Here is a 16,361-nt window from a genome sequence, read left to right as displayed (position 1 = left end):
CATGCAAAAGCAACACGATAACGTCATTCTGGAACTCACCGTCCGCAACCACCCTGGCGTCATGACCCACGTCTGCGGGCTATTTGCCCGCCGCGCGTTTAACGTTGAAGGCATTCTCTGCTTGCCGATCCAGGGCAGCGAGCACAGCCGCATCTGGCTGCTGGTAAATGATGACCAGCGGCTGGGGCAGATGATTAGCCAGATTGAAAAGCTGGAAGATGTCACCAACGTGGCGCGTAACCAGTCCGATCCCACCATGTTTAACAAAATTGCGGTGTTCTTCGAATAACGCTCAAGGCTTGAACAGCTACGCGCTTACCGCTAAGGTAAGCGCCTTTGCCGGATAGCGCTGCGCTTATCCGGCCTACAGGGAGTGAATCCGTAGGCCGGATAAGGCGTTTACGCCGCCATCCGGCGCTTTCAGGCACCAGGAAACACCATGACTACCATCGCCCTTATTGACGATCATTTGATTGTCCGCTCCGGTTTTGCTCAGCTGCTGGGGCTGGAAGCTGATTTTCAGGTTGTCGCTGAATTCGGCTGTGGACGGGAGGCGCTGGCGGGGCTACCGGGGCGCGGTGTACAGGTCTGTATCTGCGATATCTCAATGTCGGATATTTCCGGGCTGGAGTTGCTAAGCCAGCTGCCTAAGGGGATGGCGACCATCATGTTGTCGGTGCACGATAGCCCGGCGCTGATCGAGCAGGCGCTGAACGCCGGCGCGCGCGGCTTCCTGTCGAAACGCTGCAGCCCGGATGAACTTATCGCCGCGGTCCGCACGGTGGCGGCGGGCGGTTGCTATCTCACGCCGGATATCGCCATGAAGCTGGCTGCAGGGCGCCAGGATCCGCTCACCAAACGTGAACGCCAGGTGGCGGAAAAGCTGGCGCAGGGCATGGCGGTGAAAGAGATCGCCGCCGAGCTCGGCTTGTCGCCGAAAACCGTTCACGTTCACCGCGCCAACCTGCTGGAAAAACTGGGCGTCAGTAACGACGTTGAGCTGGCGCGCCGTATGTTCGATAGCTGGCAATGAAGGCCATCGTCTCACGGTTGCTGTCGGTGATCGGCTGCGCCTTTATCTTCTCAGCCGCCTGGTTCTGCCTGTGGAGCATCAGTCTGCATCTGGTGGAACGCGCGGACCTGGCGGTGCTGCTGTTTCCCTTTGGCCTGCGTTTAGGGCTGATGCTGCAGTGCCCGCGTGGCTACTGGCCGGTGCTGCTGGGAGCCGAGTGGCTGCTTATCTTCTGGCTGGCGCAGGAAGTGGCGCTGGCGCACCCTATAATATTGATGACCGGAAGTCTGCTGACCCTGCTGCCGGTAGCGTTGATTTCACGCTATCGCCATCAGCGCGACTGGCTGACATTATTGCGCCAGGGCGGGGCGCTGATCGCCGCCTCGCTGCTGCAATCGCTGCCGTGGTTGGCGCAAGGGAGCGAAGGATTGACCGCGCTGTTGTTGACGCTGACCGGCGGCCTGACGCTGGCGCCGACCTGCCTGGTTATCTGGCACTATCTTACCAGCACCGTCTGGCGGCCGCTGGGACCGTCGCTGGTGTCGCAGCCGGTTAACTGGCGTGGCCGGCATCTGATCTGGTACCTGCTGCTCTTTACCGTCAGCCTGTGGCTACAGCTCGGGTTGCCCGCCGAACTCTCCCGCTTTACCCCTTTTTGTCTGGCGCTGCCGATTATCGCTCTCGCCTGGCACTACGGCTGGCAGGGGGCGCTGATCGCCACCCTGATGAACGCCATCGCGCTGATCGCCAGCCAGACCTGGCACGATCACCCGGTTGATTTATTGCTTTCCCTGCTGGCCCAGAGCCTGACCGGACTGCTGCTGGGGGCGGGGATCCAGCGATTGCGCGAGCTTAACCTGTCGCTACAGAACGAGCTGGCGCGTAATCGGCGGCTGGCGGAACGCCTGCTGGAAACGGAAGAGAGCGTGCGGCGCGACGTGGCGCGCGAGCTCCACGATGATATTGGCCAGACTATCACGGCAATTCGCACCCAGGCGGGGATCGTGCAGCGTCTGGCGCCACACAACGGTAGCGTACGGCAGAGCGGTCAGTTGATAGAACAGCTATCGCTGGGGGTTTACGACTCCGTGCGAAGACTGCTTGGTCGTCTGCGTCCGCGCCAGCTTGACGATCTGCCGCTTGAACAGGCGATACGTTCGTTGATGCGCGAAATGGAACTGGAAGACCGCGGCATCGTCAGCCACCTTGAATGGCGGATTAACGAGGCGGGGCTGAGCGAAAACCAGCGCGTAACGCTGTTTCGCGTTTGCCAGGAGGGACTGAATAATATCGTCAAGCACGCCAGCGCCAGCGCCGTCACCCTCCAGGGCTGGCAGCAGGATGGGCGATTGATGCTGGTGCTGGAGGATGACGGCTGCGGCCTGCCGCCGGGTTCGAATCTGCAGGGGTTCGGCCTGACCGGCATGCGTGAACGCGTGACCGCGCTGGGCGGTACGTTAACTATCTCCTGCACACACGGTACCCGCGTGTGCGTCAATCTACCGCTGCGTTACGCCTGAGAGGAGCGCCGATGTTTGCCTTTTTAAAAGCGCCGCCGGACGCCGCGCCAATTAGCGATAAACGCGAGCTGGACGAGCGTTATCGTTACTGGCGTCGACATATTCTGCTCACTATCTGGCTTGGTTACGCGCTATTTTATTTCACCCGCAAAAGCTTTAATGCCGCGGTACCTGAAATTCTGGCCAGCAATGTGCTGACCCGCAGCGATATCGGCCTGCTGGCCACGCTGTTTTACATCACTTACGGACTGTCGAAATTTTTCTCCGGTATCGTCAGCGACCGCTCCGACGCCCGCTATTTTATGGGGCTGGGACTCATCGCCACCGGGGTGGTGAATATTCTGTTCGGTTTTTCCACCTCGCTGTGGGCTTTCGCGCTGCTGTGGGCGCTGAATGCCTTCTTCCAGGGCTGGGGCTCGCCGGTGTGCGCCCGGTTGCTGACGGCCTGGTATTCGCGGACCGAACGCGGCGGCTGGTGGGCGCTGTGGAATACCGCGCATAACGTCGGCGGCGCGTTGATCCCGATGGTGGTGGGGGCGGCGGCGCTGCACTACGGCTGGCGTGCGGGTATGACGATTGCCGGCTGTCTGGCGATTCTCGCCGGACTGTATCTGTGCTGGCGGCTGCGCGATCGCCCGCAGGCGGTGGGGTTACCCGCCGTAGGCGACTGGCGTCACGATGCGCTGGAAATCGCCCAGCAGCAGGAAGGCGCAGGGCTGACGCGCAAAGAGATCCTGACCCGCTACGTGCTGGCCAATCCCTATATCTGGCTGTTATCGCTGTGCTATGTGCTGGTGTACGTGGTGCGGGCGGCGATTAACGACTGGGGCAATCTGTATATGTCGGAGACGCTAGGCGTCGATCTGGTGACCGCTAACTCGGCGGTGACCATGTTTGAGCTGGGCGGTTTTATCGGCGCGCTGGTGGCGGGGTGGGGCTCGGATAAGCTGTTTAACGGCAATCGCGGGCCGATGAATCTGATTTTCGCCGCCGGAATTTTGCTGTCGGTTGGCGGGTTGTGGCTGATGCCGTTCGCCAGCTATGTCATGCAGGCGGCCTGCTTCTTCACCACCGGATTCTTCGTCTTCGGCCCGCAGATGCTGATCGGCATGGCGGCGGCGGAATGTTCGCATAAAGAAGCCGCCGGGGCGGCGACCGGGTTTGTCGGCCTGTTCGCTTATCTTGGCGCCTCGCTTTCCGGCTGGCCGCTGGCGCAGGTGATGGATATCTGGCACTGGACCGGATTCTTCGTGGTGATTGCGATTGCCGCCGGCATTTCCGCGCTGCTGCTGCTGCCGTTTTTAAACGCGCAGGCGCCGCGTACCGCCAGCGAAGCGTGATGTAGCTCACCCTTTCGCCGCGAACGGGGCAAAACTAAGAAATTTTCCTGGTTTCACCTGGACGCCGTCTCAGGCCAGACGGCGCGCTGGTTTTTACAATGCCTGGTTATTACGCAGGCATAAAAAATCAGCTCAGGAGATACCCATGCTGGCCTTTCTGAATCAGGTGCGCAAGCCGACCCTGGATCTGCCGCTCGACGTGCGGCGCAAAATGTGGTTCAAACCTTTCATGCAGTCCTACCTGGTGGTCTTCATCGGCTACCTGACCATGTATCTGATCCGCAAGAACTTTAACATCGCTCAGAACGACATGATCTCCACCTACGGGTTGAGCATGACGCAACTGGGGATGATTGGCCTGGGCTTTTCCATTACCTACGGCGTGGGCAAGACGCTGGTCTCTTATTATGCCGACGGTAAAAACACCAAGCAGTTCCTGCCGTTTATGCTGATCCTCTCCGCTATCTGTATGCTGGGCTTTAGCGCCAGCATGGGGGCGGGTTCAACCAGCCTGTTCCTGATGATCGCCTTCTATGCGCTGAGCGGTTTCTTCCAGAGCACCGGCGGCTCGTGCAGCTATTCCACCATCACCAAGTGGACGCCCAGACGCAAACGCGGCACCTTCCTCGGCTTCTGGAATATCTCCCACAACCTCGGCGGCGCGGGCGCGGCGGGCGTGGCGCTGTTTGGCGCCAACTATCTGTTCGACGGCCATGTGATAGGCATGTTTATCTTCCCGTCGATTATTGCGCTGATCGTTGGCTTTATTGGCCTGCGCTACGGTAGCGACTCTCCGGAATCCTACGGCCTCGGCACGGCGGAAGAGCTGTTTGGCGAAGCGATCAGCGAAGAGGACAAAGAGACTGAAGAAAATGCGATGACCAAGTGGCAGATCTTTGTTGAGTACGTGCTGAAAAACAAAGTGATCTGGCTGCTGTGTTTCTCCAACATCTTCCTCTACGTGGTGCGTATCGGTATCGATCAGTGGTCCACCGTGTATGCCTTCCAGGAGCTGAAGCTGTCTAAAGAGGTGGCGATTCAGGGCTTTACCCTGTTTGAAGTCGGCGCGCTGGTTGGCACGCTACTGTGGGGCTGGTTGTCGGACCTGGCCAACGGCCGCCGCGCGCTGGTAGCCTGCGTCGCGCTGGCGCTGATTATCGCCACCCTCGGGGTTTACCAACATGCCAGCAACCAGTACGTCTATCTGGCCTCGTTGTTTGCGCTGGGCTTCCTGGTGTTTGGTCCGCAGCTGTTAATTGGCGTCGCCGCCGTCGGCTTTGTGCCGAAAAAAGCGATCGGCGCCGCCGATGGAATCAAGGGCACCTTCGCCTATCTGATCGGCGATAGCTTCGCCAAACTGGGGCTCGGGATGATCGCCGACGGCACGCCGGTCTTCGGCCTGACCGGCTGGGCCGGCACCTTTGCGGCGCTGGACGCCGCCGCCATCGGCTGTATCTGCCTGATGGCCATCGTGGCTATCTTCGAAGAGCGTAAAATTCGCCGCGAGAAAAAGAATCGAGTTTTGCAGACTGCCTGATTCACCAGGTATTTGGTAACCTTGCCCGGCCATTGCGCCGGGCTTTTTTATAGGGTTTTCTGGGCGGCAAACGGATTAAATTAGTCGGCGATTTTTTCATATTCTTCTAACGATGACGCGGTAGGTTTTTTAAGCATCGCCTCCGGCCATTCGACTTTGCGCCCGTAAATACCCACGTTAGGATTGACGGTCATATCTAACATCTCGTCTTTGAAATCCATATAGTGGTTAACCCAAGCCCAGAGTTTATAGTTATTAAAATATTCAGACTCAATAATAGTTTTTTCTGAAATAAGCGTAAATGTGTCGGCAATGTTTTCATTTTGATAAACATGGCAGCAAATACACGACCTTTGCTGATAAAAATCATAATAGCCTTTTATAGAATCCCAGGAGAATTCTTTGTATTCTGGCCGGGTCCGTTTATAGAATGGAAAGCGGGTTCTGGCTTTATAGTTGCGGTTCGGTCTTTGGAGCAGTACAAAAAAAACGTATTCGCAAATATAAATTTTTCCTGTTTTTCGATTAAAACGAATTGGGTAATGTCGTGGCGAAAAGAAGCAGTAATTTACTGCAAATGAGGAGAAATAAGCTATGGTCAATATAATAATGACGCCAAAATGGATAGTGAGTGTTAGCAGGAGTTCACTTTTCTCTTGCCAAAAAAAAGCCGCGTAACTTTTGAAATCGAAAATCATATAGTATAAAAACATAATGATTCCCAAACATGATAAAATAACCAAAGGTAATAGCATAATGATATAGAGAATGTTCATCCCATAAAATGAAGAGTGATTGCGAGTGATTTCACAATAGTCATCATTAACATAGGATAATTTCCCCGCATGCGTTAACTTATTTGTATCGCCTGGAGTCTCTGCGATAAGGTTTTTAAGTTCCGTATCGGTAATTTGCTTTGCTAAATAATGGTTCTGGATCGGGAGCATATGCATTCCTTTGCCTATTGACTATGATACCGTTTCGGTGATTTTTTCATATTCATCTAATGATGACACCGTAGATTTCTTAAGCATCACCTCAGGCCATTCGACTTTGCGCCCGTAAATACCCACGTTAGGATTGACGGTCATATCTAATATCTCGTCTTTGAAATCCATATAGCTACTGATCCACAGCCATAGTTTATAGTTATTCAACAGCATTGTTTCTGTTCCCATATCACCCGTAGTGAGTGTAAAGGAGTCAACGATGCTGTTGTTTTCATATACATGACAGTTAAGTCGCGCGTTATTATTCGAAAACTGACAAATTCCTTTAATATCGCTCCAGGCAAATTCTTTGTATTCAGGTTTTGTCTTTTTATAGAAAGGATGGTGGAAGAAAAATGTATAGGGCTGAGTATGAAATAAATCATGGAGAATATACTCATAAACATAAACTTTCCCAGTTTTGCGATTAAAACGGATTGGATAATGCCTGGGAGCGAAAACTGAGTAATTTACCAGTGCTGCTAAAGGAAAGGCCAGTGTGAATAATACTAATATTGTAAAATGTAAAATCAGTGTCACTTGTTGTTTGTTTGGGTCGGCCCAGAATGAGTCAATATACCATTCAAAATCAAAAGCTGCTTCATATAAAAACGCAATGACCCCAAGAAATATCAATATAACCATTGGTAAGAACAATGCAATGCACAGAATATTCATGCCATAAAATGATGTGTAGTTACGAGTTATTTCGCAATAATCATCATTTACACAGGAGAGTTTACCCGCGTGCGTGAGTTTATCTGTATTACTTCTCGTCTCGGCATTGAGTCTGGCAAGGCCATCGTCATCTATATGTTTTGCTAAATAGGTGTGTTGCATAATATGCATTCCGTTGCTTGATAAGGGTAGTGAATCCATAAAAGGATAACATGCTTAATTATTACAGTGCAAAAATAGCAATTCATAGATTAAGCTAATTACATTAATGCGAATATTTGTTTTTAATATATTGTTTCTTTATGTCAGTATGATTGATTAATTCGTTAAAACTATAAAGTAACGCGATAAGTCACATTATGGTTCGTCCGACAGTCGACAGCAGGCAAATTCCCATTATGATAGTGAGGCTGCGATTGGATGAGAGGATGCATGATCTGGATAGGACTGGCCACCCTGATAGTGGTATTTGTTGTGGGATTTCGGGTGCTTACCTCTGATTCACGCCGCGCGATTCGTCGCCTGAGCGAACGCCTTGGCATTACGCCTGTTCCGTTGGAATCGATGATCGATCAGCTGGGAAAAACCGCCGGTAATGAGTATTTGCGTTACCTGGAGCGGCCGAATGAAGCACATCTGCAGAATGCCGCGCAGGTGCTGCTCATCTGGCAGGTTGCGATTGTCGACGCCAGCGAAAAAAACCTGCATTACTGGTATCGCCTGATGCAAAAAGCGCGTTTAGCGGCGCCGATTACCGACGCGCAGATCCGCCTGGCGCAAGGTTTTCTGCGCGAGCTGGACCCGGATGTGAGCGATTTACATAACCTACAGCAGCGCTATAACGACCTGTTTCTCCCGGAAGACGGCGTGCACTGGCTGCACTGATCTCATTGTTATCCGGCCTGTGGTTCATCGCTTTTGTGTGCCGGATGGCGGCTGCGCCTTATCCGGCCTACGGTTTACGCACTCGTCACTTGTAGGCCGGATAAGCGTAAGCGCCATCCGGCAGAATGACGAGGCCTGTATTCTCAGGCTACGCTTTTGTAGTACGTTATGAAAAGCGAGAAGAGTTGCGAAAACGTTAAGTACGTCACATACAAAATGTTACACTGCGCAGCTTTCCGCCACTTTCTTCGCAGGTCACTCATGAGTCATTCAAATGAAACCAAACCCCATGCACGCGATCTCGCGCGGCCAAACTGGTCGGCGGTCTTCGCGGTTGCTTTCTGCGTCGCCTGCCTGATTACCGTCGAGTTTTTGCCGGTCAGCCTGTTAACGCCGATGGCGCTGGATTTAGGCATCTCCGAAGGGATGGCCGGGCAGTCGGTAACGACGACGGCATTCGTCGCGATGTTTTCCAGTCTGTTTATCACCGCGGTTATCGGCAAAACCGATCGCCGCTACGTGGTTATCCTGTTTTCGCTGCTGCTGACGCTATCCTGCCTGCTGGTATCGTTTGCCGATAGCTTCACCCTGCTGCTGCTGGGACGCGCCTGTCTGGGCCTGGCGCTCGGCGGTTTCTGGGCGATGTCGGCATCGCTGACCATGCGTCTGGTGCCGATGCGCGTGGTGCCGAAAGCGCTATCGATTATCTTCGGCGCGGTATCAATCGCGCTGGTGATCGCCGCCCCGTTGGGCAGTTTCCTTGGCGGGCTTATCGGCTGGCGTAACGTCTTTAACGGCGCGGCGGTGATGGGCGTGCTGTGTACGCTCTGGGTGCTGAAAGCGCTGCCGTCGCTGCCGGGTGAATCGGCGGCTCAGCAGCAAAATATGTTTGGTCTGCTGAAGCGTCCGGGGGTGATGGCCGGGATGTGCGCCATTTTCATGGCCTTTGCCGGACAGTTCGCCTTCTTTACCTATATTCGCCCGGTTTACATGACCCTCGCCGGTTTTGACGTCGACGGCCTGACGCTGGTGCTGCTGAGCTTTGGTATCGCCAGCTTTATCGGCACCTCGCTCTCCTCGGTGGTGCTGAAGCGCTCGGTCAAAGCGGCGCTGGCTATTTCGCCGCTGGTGCTGACCGCCTGCGCGGCGGCGCTGGTACTGTGGGGAGAAAGCAAAATCATCGCCTCAACGGTGGCGATTATCTGGGGCTTCGCGTTTGCGCTGATCCCGGTGGGATGGTCAACGTGGATCACCCGTTCGCTCTCCGATCAGGCGGAAAAAGCCGGGTCGATTCAGGTGGCGGTGATCCAGCTTGCCAACACCTGCGGCGCCGCGGTCGGCGGCGTTGCGCTCGACCACTTAGGGCTGCTGTCGCCGCTGGTGTTGTCAGGAATATTAATGCTGTTTACCGGCCTGCTGGTGACGACCAAAGTGAAGGTGAATTAACCCGCTTACGGCCGTTCGCCTTTTGCCAGCCGGGCGTTGATGTCGGCAATCACTTCCGGCAGATCCGCCAGGGTATCAACCACATAGTGAGCCCCGGCGGCATACAGTTTGCCTGCCGCCCGCTCGCGACGGGTGGCGATTTCCTCTTTCGACATCGCCTGGTACTCCTCCCAGGTAGCGCCGAATTCGTTACCGGACACCGCCAGGCCGACGCTCCACATTCCGGCATGTAACCCTTCGCTGATGCCCGGTGCGGCGTCGTCGACCTTCACGCAGTGGGCCACATCGTCTATGCTCAGGGTAATCACGTTCTGCAGCGCCATCCACGGGCCCGGACGACCGCCGACGGCAAGATCATCGGTGGCGACCCAGTGGTCCGGGGCGTAGCCCTGGGCGGCGGCGGCCGGTACCAGCTTTTCCATCACCGGGCGCGGATAACCCGAGCAGGAGCCAATCTTCAGACCCTCGGCGCGTAGCGCGGCGATGGTGTCGACAACGCCGGCAATCGGTGCGGAAAAATCGACAACCTTAGCGATTTGCAGCGGCATAAACGCGGCATAGATCGCATCGATATCGGCGGCAGTCATCGCGCGGCCAAATTTGGCCTGCCAGCGGCTATCGACAGCAGGGAGTTTGCCCAGCGCCTCAATGTGCTGCCACTTGCCAAGCCCCATTGGCACGCGGGCCTCTTCAAGGGTGATCTCAATATCGAAGGCCTGGCGGAAGGCCTCGACGAAAATTTGCGTCGGGGCGAAAGAGCCGAAGTCTACGGTGGTGCCTGCCCAGTCAAGGATCAGTGCGCTAATACGGTTCATGGCGGTTCCTTATTGTTTCCAGTACATGGCGTTGTCGATAGCCGCCAGCAGGGCGGTGATATCGGCGTCGTAGACTTCGCCAATGTTGCCGATGCGGAAGCAATCGCTTTGCGATACTTTGCCCGGATAGATAACGAAGCCCTGATCTTTCAGCTTCTGGTAGAAAGTGTGAAAGCGGTACTGCGGCGCATCCGGAGAATAAAAGGCGGTAATAATCGGCGAATGCAGGCTATCGTCGAGCAGCGGCCGGAAGCCGAGCGCGCGCATTCCGGCGACCAGCCGGCGCTGGTTGTTGCGGTAACGCCGATGGCGGGCGCTGACGCCGCCTTCCTGCGCCAGCTCTTTGAGCGCCTGGGCAAAGGCCAGCACGGTATGGGTCGGCGAGGTGAAGCGCCACTTACCGTGGTTATCTTCCATGCAGCGCCACTGGGCGTACAGATCCAGTGATAGCGAGCGCGACCGGCCTTTGCAGGCGGCCAGTTCCGATTCGCGGGCAATCACGAAGGCAAAGCCCGGCACGCCCTGAATGCATTTGTTGGCGGAGCTTATCAGGTAATCAATATTCAGCGCGGCGATATCCAACGGAATGCCGCCAAAGCTGCTCATCGCATCGACGATATAGCGTTTATCGTACCGTTTTGCCACTTCGGCTACCTCTTCGATCGGATTCAGCATGCCGGTGGTGGTTTCGCTATGTACCATCGCGATATGGGTGATCGCCGGGTCGTTCTGCAGGATCTGTTCGATCGCCGCCGCATCAGGGCGTGCGACTTCGCCGCAGTCGTAAGGGTGGCAGGCGATACCCATCAGTTGTGCCATCTCAATCATACGCGCGCCATAGGCGCCATTGCTGACGATCAGCACTTTGCCCTGTTCGCCTATGACGCTGCCGAGTACCGCTTCGACCGCGTAGCTGCCGCTACCCTGCAGCAGCACCGCTGTATAACCGTCGGCCGGGGTAGCCAACTGCACCAGCTGCTGGCGAATGGTCTGTACCACGCCGAGATTGTAATCATCATCCCAGGTACAGCTATCGAACAACATCGCCTCTTTCACCGTACGGGAGGTGGTTAACGGGCCGGGGGTCAGCAGCAGGTAGTTCCGTGAAGTCATTTGTCTCACCATTTGGTCTATACCAGATTTATATTTATCATGGAGACAAAGCCGGGGCAGGGTCAAAGGAAATGTGGCGCTGCAACAAAAAATTCATCTGGCTATGTATAATGAGCGCACGAAAAGTGGCAGTGAGTAAACATGAAATCACCCTCTGGCGAGATGCCGCAATACCTGATGATTAAGGCGCAGCTGCAGGCGCGTATTCAAAACGGCGCGTTGAAAAGCGGCGATAAGCTGCCTTCAGAGCGCGAACTGTGCGCGCTGTTCAACACGACCCGGATTACGGTACGCGAGAGCCTGGCGCAGCTGGAGGCCAGCGGCGTGATTTACCGCGCCGACCGCCGCGGCTGGTTCGTGACGCCGGAGCGTCTGTGGTTGGATCCGACGCAGAACACCAATTTCCACAAGCTATGTCTCGAGCAGGGGCGCGAACCGAAAACGGTGCTGCTTGAAGGGCGCTTAACCGCCGTGCCGCTGGACGTGATGGCCCCGCTGGCGCTGCAGCCCTTCGATCAGGTTTACCTGCTGACGCGTCTGCGCTATGCCGACGGCCGGCCGGTGTGCTACTGCGAAAACCACTGCCTGCCCGCGCGGGTGCCTGAGCTGCTGCGCCACGATCTCAACGGCAGTCTGACCGAGATTTATCAAACTCAGTACGACCTGATCTATACCAGTATGCATTTGTCGTTTTATCCCACCTCAATGCCGCCGCAGGCCGCAGAGGCGTTGGGGGTGATGGAAGGGCGCCCGGCGCTGCTGTTGCGCCGGCTGAATTACGATCAGCACGGGCGTATTCTCGATTACGATATTGAATACTGGCGGCATGACAGCCTGCGGATCGAAGTCGATACCCATTGATTTTATTGTTTAAATTTTTTGATCTCCCCGGGGCGCTAGCGCGTGCCGGGGCTATGCACTTCCCCTCGTTTTAACTCTTTCGACACACTTCTTTCATCGTTTTGTCATAAACCCCCGGTAGCGTGAAGGCAAATCTGGTCTACACCAGAATAACTGACTATCCGATGAGGCTTATACGATGAAACTCTCCCGACTTGCTCTGCTGTCCCTGTTCGCGCTGACCAGCTCTCCGGTTTGGGCAGACGGCGTCGTCACGGTTTACTCCGCCGACGGCCTGCATGACGGCGATAACAGCTGGTATCAGAGCCAGTTCGCCGCCTTCACCAAAGCGACGGGCATCAAAGTGCAGTATGTGGAAGGCGGCTCCGGCGCGATCGTTGAACGTCTGGCGAAGGAGCGTACCAATCCACAGGCTGATGTGCTGGTCACGGTGCCGCCGTTTATCCAGCGCGCCGCGAAAGAGCAATTGCTGGCAACCTTTACCCCGCAAGGTAGCGCGCAGATCCCCGGCGCTAACGACCGCTACGCGCCGCTGGTGAACAACTATCTGACCTTTATCTATAACGGCCAGTTGCTGAAAAGCGCGCCGGCCAGCTGGCAGGATCTGCTGGATAGCCGCTACAAGAACAAGTTGCAGTACTCCACGCCGGGGCAGGCGGGCGACGGTACCGCGGTGATGCTGCAGGCGTTCCACAGCCTCGGCGGTAAAGACGCCGGTTTTGCGTATCTGGGTAAGCTACAGGCCAATAATGTTGGCCCATCGGCCTCGACCGGCAAGCTGACGGCGCTGGTCAACAAAGGCGAGCTGTACGTCGCCAATGGCGATCTGCAGATGAACCTGTCGCAGATGGCGCGTAACCCGAACGTTAAAATTTTCTGGCCGGCGGATGACAAAGGCGAGCGCAGCGCGCTGGCGCTGCCCTACACCATCGGGCTGGTGCAGAACGGGCCGAACAGCGAAAACGGCAAGAAGCTGATCAATTTCCTGCTGGATAAACCGGCGCAATCCAGCGTCAGCGCGCGCTCCTGGGGCTTGCCGGTACGCAGCGATGTGGCGCCGGATGACGCTAACTTTAAGGCGGCGAAAGCGGCGCTCGACGGCGTGAAGAGCTGGGAGCCGAACTGGGATGATGTCGCGGTATCGCTGTCGGCTGACATTGCCCGCTGGCATAAAGTGACTGATAGCGAGTAAGCCTGATGTTGATGAAAACCACCGTCACTTCTTCCCCGTCGCTGGCGGGGACTTCCGGGATCACCCTGGACTCGCTGCGCGTTTCATACCACGGCAACGTGGTCTTAAAACCGCTGTCATTGACCATTGAACCCGGTGAGGTACTGGCGCTGATAGGCCCTTCCGGTTCCGGGAAAACCACGGTGCTGCGGGCGATCGCCGGTTTTGTGCAACCGGCTGGCGGTCGGATCCTGATCGGCGATACTGACGTCACCCAGCTGCCGCCGTACAAACGCGGGCTGGCGATGGTGGTGCAGAACTACGCGCTGTTCCCGCATATGAAGGTGGAAGATAACGTTGCTTTCGGCCTGCGGGCGCAAAAGCAGCCCAGGGGGCTTATCACCGAGCGGGTGACTGAAGCCTTAAAAATTGTCGGTATGGCGGATTATGCCACCCGCTACCCGCATCAGCTTTCAGGCGGCCAGCAGCAGCGCGTCGCGATAGCCCGCGCGATTGCCGTGCGTCCTCGGGTACTGTTGCTTGATGAACCGCTGTCGGCGCTGGATGCGCAAATTCGTCATAACATGGTGGAAGAGATTGCCCGTCTGCATCGCGAACTGCCGGAACTGACCATTCTCTACGTCACCCACGATCAGACCGAAGCGCTGACCCTGGCGGATAAAATCGGCATCATGAAAGACGGTTCGCTGATCGCCCACGGCGAAACGCACGAGCTGTACCACTATCCGCCGAACCGCTTTAGCGCCGAATTCCTCGGCCGCGCCAATATCCTGCAGGCGACGGCGCTGAAAGACAGCACCGAGCCGGGGCTGGTTAGCGTGAGCTGTGGCGGCGGCCTGATTAACGCCTTCAGCCGGGGCGGCCTGCATGGCAACAACAAGCTGTTATGCATTCGCCCGCAGCACATGAGCCTGGCGCCGCGTTCAGCGATGAGTAATCGTCTCAACGCCACCCTGACCTCGATACACTGGCAGGGCGATCTGACGCATCTGCTGTGCGACGTCGCGGGCGAAGCGGTGCGGATCGTCATGACCCACGTAAACCCACTGCCGCGCGCGGGGGACAAGCTGGCGCTCTACTTCGAACCTGGCGATGCGGTTCTGATCGAGGTGCAATAATGGCGCAAACCCTCACGCTTGCGCGTCCGGCGCGAAACTTACGCCCTTACCTGTGGCTGGCGTTGCCGCTGCTGGTGCTGGCGACGCTATTTTTCTATCCGCTACTGCTGATCGCCGAACAGGCGTTACGCGACGCCAGCGGCAACCTGAGCCTCGGGACTTTCTGGCAGGTGATTGACTCAAAACGCTTTATTGGCGCGCTGCTCAATACCTTACAGATTGCGGTGTTCGCTACCCTTGGCTGCCTGGTACTCGGCAGCGTGCTGGCGCTGATTCTGGTGTTTATTCCGTTCCCCGGCAGCCAACTGGTGAGCCGGGTCATTGATACGTTTATCGCGCTGCCGACCTTCCTGATTACCCTCGCATTCACCTTTATTTACGGCTCGGCGGGGCTGCTCAACGGCACCCTGATGTCGTTGTTTGCTTTTGAGCTGCCGCCGGTGGACTTTCTCTATTCGATCAACGGCGTGATTCTGGCGGAGATCACCGTCTTTACGCCGCTGGTGATGCGCCCGTTGATGGCCGGACTGCGGCAGATAGATAAGAGCCAGCTGGAAGCGGCGAGCATTCTCGGCGCTCACCCGTTACGGGTGATTACCCAGGTTATCTTCCCGGCGGCGCTACCGGCGCTGATGGCGGGCGGCAGCCTGTGCCTGCTGTTGACCACTAACGAGTTCGGTATCGTGCTGTTTATTGGCGCCAAAGGAGTTAATACCCTGCCGATGATGGTCTACAGCAAGGCGATTCTGGAGTCGGATTACAGCGTGGCCTGCATGATTGCGCTGATTAATATTCTGCTGTCGCTGGGGCTGTTTATGCTCTATCGGCTGGCGGCGGCGCGCACTGGCGTAAGGAGTTAACGATGTTGATTTGGTCGCGTAAAGGCCGCGCGGCGGCGGGCGCGCTGGCGGTGACGCTATTTGCCGGCGTTTTCCTGCTGCCGCTGGCGGTGATTTTGCTCTCCAGCCTGAGTAAACAATGGAACGGCCTGCTGCCCACCGGCTTTACCTTTGCCCACTTTGTTAACGCCTTTCGCGGCGCGGCGTGGGATTCGCTGTTTTCGAGCCTGATGGTGGGTTTCTGCGCCAGCCTTCTGGCGCTGCTGTGCGGGATGTGGGCGGCGCTGGCGCTGCGCCAGTATGGCGCGAAGTTACAGAAATATCTTGGTCTGGCGTTTTATCTGCCCAGCGCTATCCCCTCGGTTTCCGTCGGACTGGGCATTCTGGTGGCATTTAGTCAGGGGCCGCTGCAGATGAACGGTACCTTCTTTATCGTTCTGGCGGCGCACTTTGTACTGATTTCCGCCTTTACCTTCAGCAACGTAACGACCGGGCTGGCGCGGATTTCCGCCGATATTGAAAACGTCGCCTCAAGCCTGGGCGCTTCGCCGTGGTATCGCCTGCGCCATGTGACGCTGCCGCTGATGACGCCGTGGATGATTTCAGCGCTGGCGCTGAGCCTATCGCTGTCGATGGGGGAGTTGGGGGCGACGGTGATGATCTATCCGCCGGGCTGGACGACGCTGCCGGTGGCCATTTTCAGCCTCACCGATCGCGGTAATATCGCCGATGGCTCGGCGCTGACCATTGTGCTGGTGGGCGTCACGCTGCTGTTGATGATGAAGCTTGAGCGCATCGCCCGCCGATTAAGCCAGAGATAATTTGTACCCGGAGCTGTAGCCCGGCTCAGCGTAGCGCCAGCCGGGAATCGGATTGCCTCAGCGCTGTAGCCCCGGTAAGCGGCAGCGCCACCGGGGATTTTGAGGCCGCCAACACCGGCAGTTTCAGCCAGCATGGTGAATAAATTAAAGGCAGGCCGCACGGACCGTAGGCCGGATAAGGCATTTATGCCGCCA

General features: G+C 56.6%; 16 protein-coding genes. 12 read left to right on the top strand and 4 right to left on the bottom strand.

Annotation, left to right across the window (positions count from 1 at the left end; genetic code table 11):
• The first annotated feature begins 1 nt into the window (after position 1).
• The 5 genes from ilvN (at position 2) to uhpT (ending at position 5,409) form a co-directional block, all read left to right on the top strand.
• Positions 2 to 289 (top strand): acetolactate synthase small subunit, encoded by a 288-nt coding sequence (ilvN, locus tag PGR23_RS13245; RefSeq protein WP_016162014.1) that lies wholly within the window; start codon positions 2 to 4, stop codon positions 287 to 289.
• Between the two features lie 150 nt (positions 290 to 439).
• Entirely contained in the window at positions 440 to 1,033 is a 594-nt protein-coding gene (gene uhpA, locus PGR23_RS13240; RefSeq protein WP_430915628.1) for a transcriptional regulator UhpA, read from the top strand.
• Positions 1,034 to 1,050: 17 nt separating this feature from the next.
• Entirely contained in the window at positions 1,051 to 2,532 is a 1,482-nt protein-coding gene (gene uhpB / locus PGR23_RS13235) for a signal transduction histidine-protein kinase/phosphatase UhpB (RefSeq protein WP_161801903.1), read from the top strand.
• Between the two features lie 11 nt (positions 2,533 to 2,543).
• Positions 2,544 to 3,872: an MFS transporter gene (locus tag PGR23_RS13230; protein WP_045397811.1), complete on the top strand. Its 1,329-nt coding sequence runs from the start codon at positions 2,544 to 2,546 to the stop codon at positions 3,870 to 3,872.
• 145 nt (positions 3,873 to 4,017) lie between these two features.
• The gene (uhpT, locus tag PGR23_RS13225) at positions 4,018 to 5,409 is read left to right on the top strand and encodes a hexose-6-phosphate:phosphate antiporter (RefSeq protein WP_015369067.1); all 1,392 of its coding nucleotides are present in this window, start codon (positions 4,018 to 4,020) and stop codon (positions 5,407 to 5,409) included.
• An 80-nt stretch (positions 5,410 to 5,489) separates the two neighbouring features.
• On the opposite strand, the gene PGR23_RS13220 is transcribed toward uhpT, so the two are convergent.
• A complete protein-coding gene (locus PGR23_RS13220) occupies positions 5,490 to 6,356 on the bottom strand; it encodes a DUF6708 domain-containing protein (RefSeq protein ID WP_396279288.1) in 867 nt (288 codons plus the stop codon).
• A 21-nt stretch (positions 6,357 to 6,377) separates the two neighbouring features.
• Positions 6,378 to 7,238, bottom strand: a complete 861-nt coding sequence (locus PGR23_RS13215; protein ID WP_396279289.1) for a DUF6708 domain-containing protein — start codon at positions 7,236 to 7,238, stop codon at positions 6,378 to 6,380.
• Positions 7,239 to 7,508: 270 nt separating this feature from the next.
• On the opposite strand from PGR23_RS13215, the gene PGR23_RS13210 reads away from it, so the two are divergent.
• Complete coding sequence (locus PGR23_RS13210) at positions 7,509 to 7,961, top strand: DUF1198 domain-containing protein (RefSeq protein ID WP_047078176.1); 453 nt, start codon at positions 7,509 to 7,511, stop codon at positions 7,959 to 7,961.
• Positions 7,962 to 8,222: 261 nt separating this feature from the next.
• Complete coding sequence (nepI, locus tag PGR23_RS13205; protein WP_320482996.1) at positions 8,223 to 9,407, top strand: purine ribonucleoside efflux pump NepI; 1,185 nt, start codon at positions 8,223 to 8,225, stop codon at positions 9,405 to 9,407.
• A 5-nt stretch (positions 9,408 to 9,412) separates the two neighbouring features.
• Here the strand turns inward: nepI and phnX are convergent, their stop codons facing one another.
• Positions 9,413 to 10,222: a phosphonoacetaldehyde hydrolase gene (gene phnX / locus PGR23_RS13200; RefSeq protein ID WP_348877046.1), complete on the bottom strand. Its 810-nt coding sequence runs from the start codon at positions 10,220 to 10,222 to the stop codon at positions 9,413 to 9,415.
• A gap of 9 nt (positions 10,223 to 10,231) precedes the next feature.
• Positions 10,232 to 11,335, bottom strand: a complete 1,104-nt coding sequence (phnW, locus tag PGR23_RS13195; protein WP_396279290.1) for a 2-aminoethylphosphonate--pyruvate transaminase — start codon at positions 11,333 to 11,335, stop codon at positions 10,232 to 10,234.
• Between the two features lie 141 nt (positions 11,336 to 11,476).
• On the opposite strand from phnW, the gene phnR reads away from it, so the two are divergent.
• From phnR to phnV, 5 genes are all read left to right on the top strand, one after another.
• A complete protein-coding gene (phnR, locus tag PGR23_RS13190) occupies positions 11,477 to 12,196 on the top strand; it encodes a phosphonate utilization transcriptional regulator PhnR (RefSeq protein ID WP_015369072.1) in 720 nt (239 codons plus the stop codon).
• A 178-nt stretch (positions 12,197 to 12,374) separates the two neighbouring features.
• Complete coding sequence (gene phnS, locus PGR23_RS13185) at positions 12,375 to 13,388, top strand: 2-aminoethylphosphonate ABC transporter substrate-binding protein (protein ID WP_050886032.1); 1,014 nt, start codon at positions 12,375 to 12,377, stop codon at positions 13,386 to 13,388.
• A gap of 5 nt (positions 13,389 to 13,393) precedes the next feature.
• The gene (gene phnT / locus PGR23_RS13180; protein ID WP_396279291.1) at positions 13,394 to 14,506 is read left to right on the top strand and encodes a 2-aminoethylphosphonate ABC transport system ATP-binding subunit PhnT; all 1,113 of its coding nucleotides are present in this window, start codon (positions 13,394 to 13,396) and stop codon (positions 14,504 to 14,506) included.
• Entirely contained in the window at positions 14,506 to 15,366 is an 861-nt protein-coding gene (phnU, locus tag PGR23_RS13175; RefSeq protein ID WP_430915627.1) for a 2-aminoethylphosphonate ABC transporter permease subunit, read from the top strand. Before phnT ends, phnU begins: the two co-directional genes overlap by 1 nt.
• Positions 15,367 to 15,368: 2 nt before the next feature.
• Entirely contained in the window at positions 15,369 to 16,166 is a 798-nt protein-coding gene (phnV, locus tag PGR23_RS13170; RefSeq protein ID WP_047044682.1) for a 2-aminoethylphosphonate ABC transport system, membrane component PhnV, read from the top strand.
• Positions 16,167 to 16,361: the final 195 nt, after the last annotated feature.

The organism is Klebsiella sp. 141162 (assembly GCF_050600755.1).
Taxonomy (GTDB): Bacteria; Pseudomonadota; Gammaproteobacteria; order Enterobacterales; family Enterobacteriaceae; genus Klebsiella; species Klebsiella aerogenes.
Note: the sequence above shows the minus strand (reverse complement) of the source record. Positions and strands in the feature narration are given on the sequence as shown.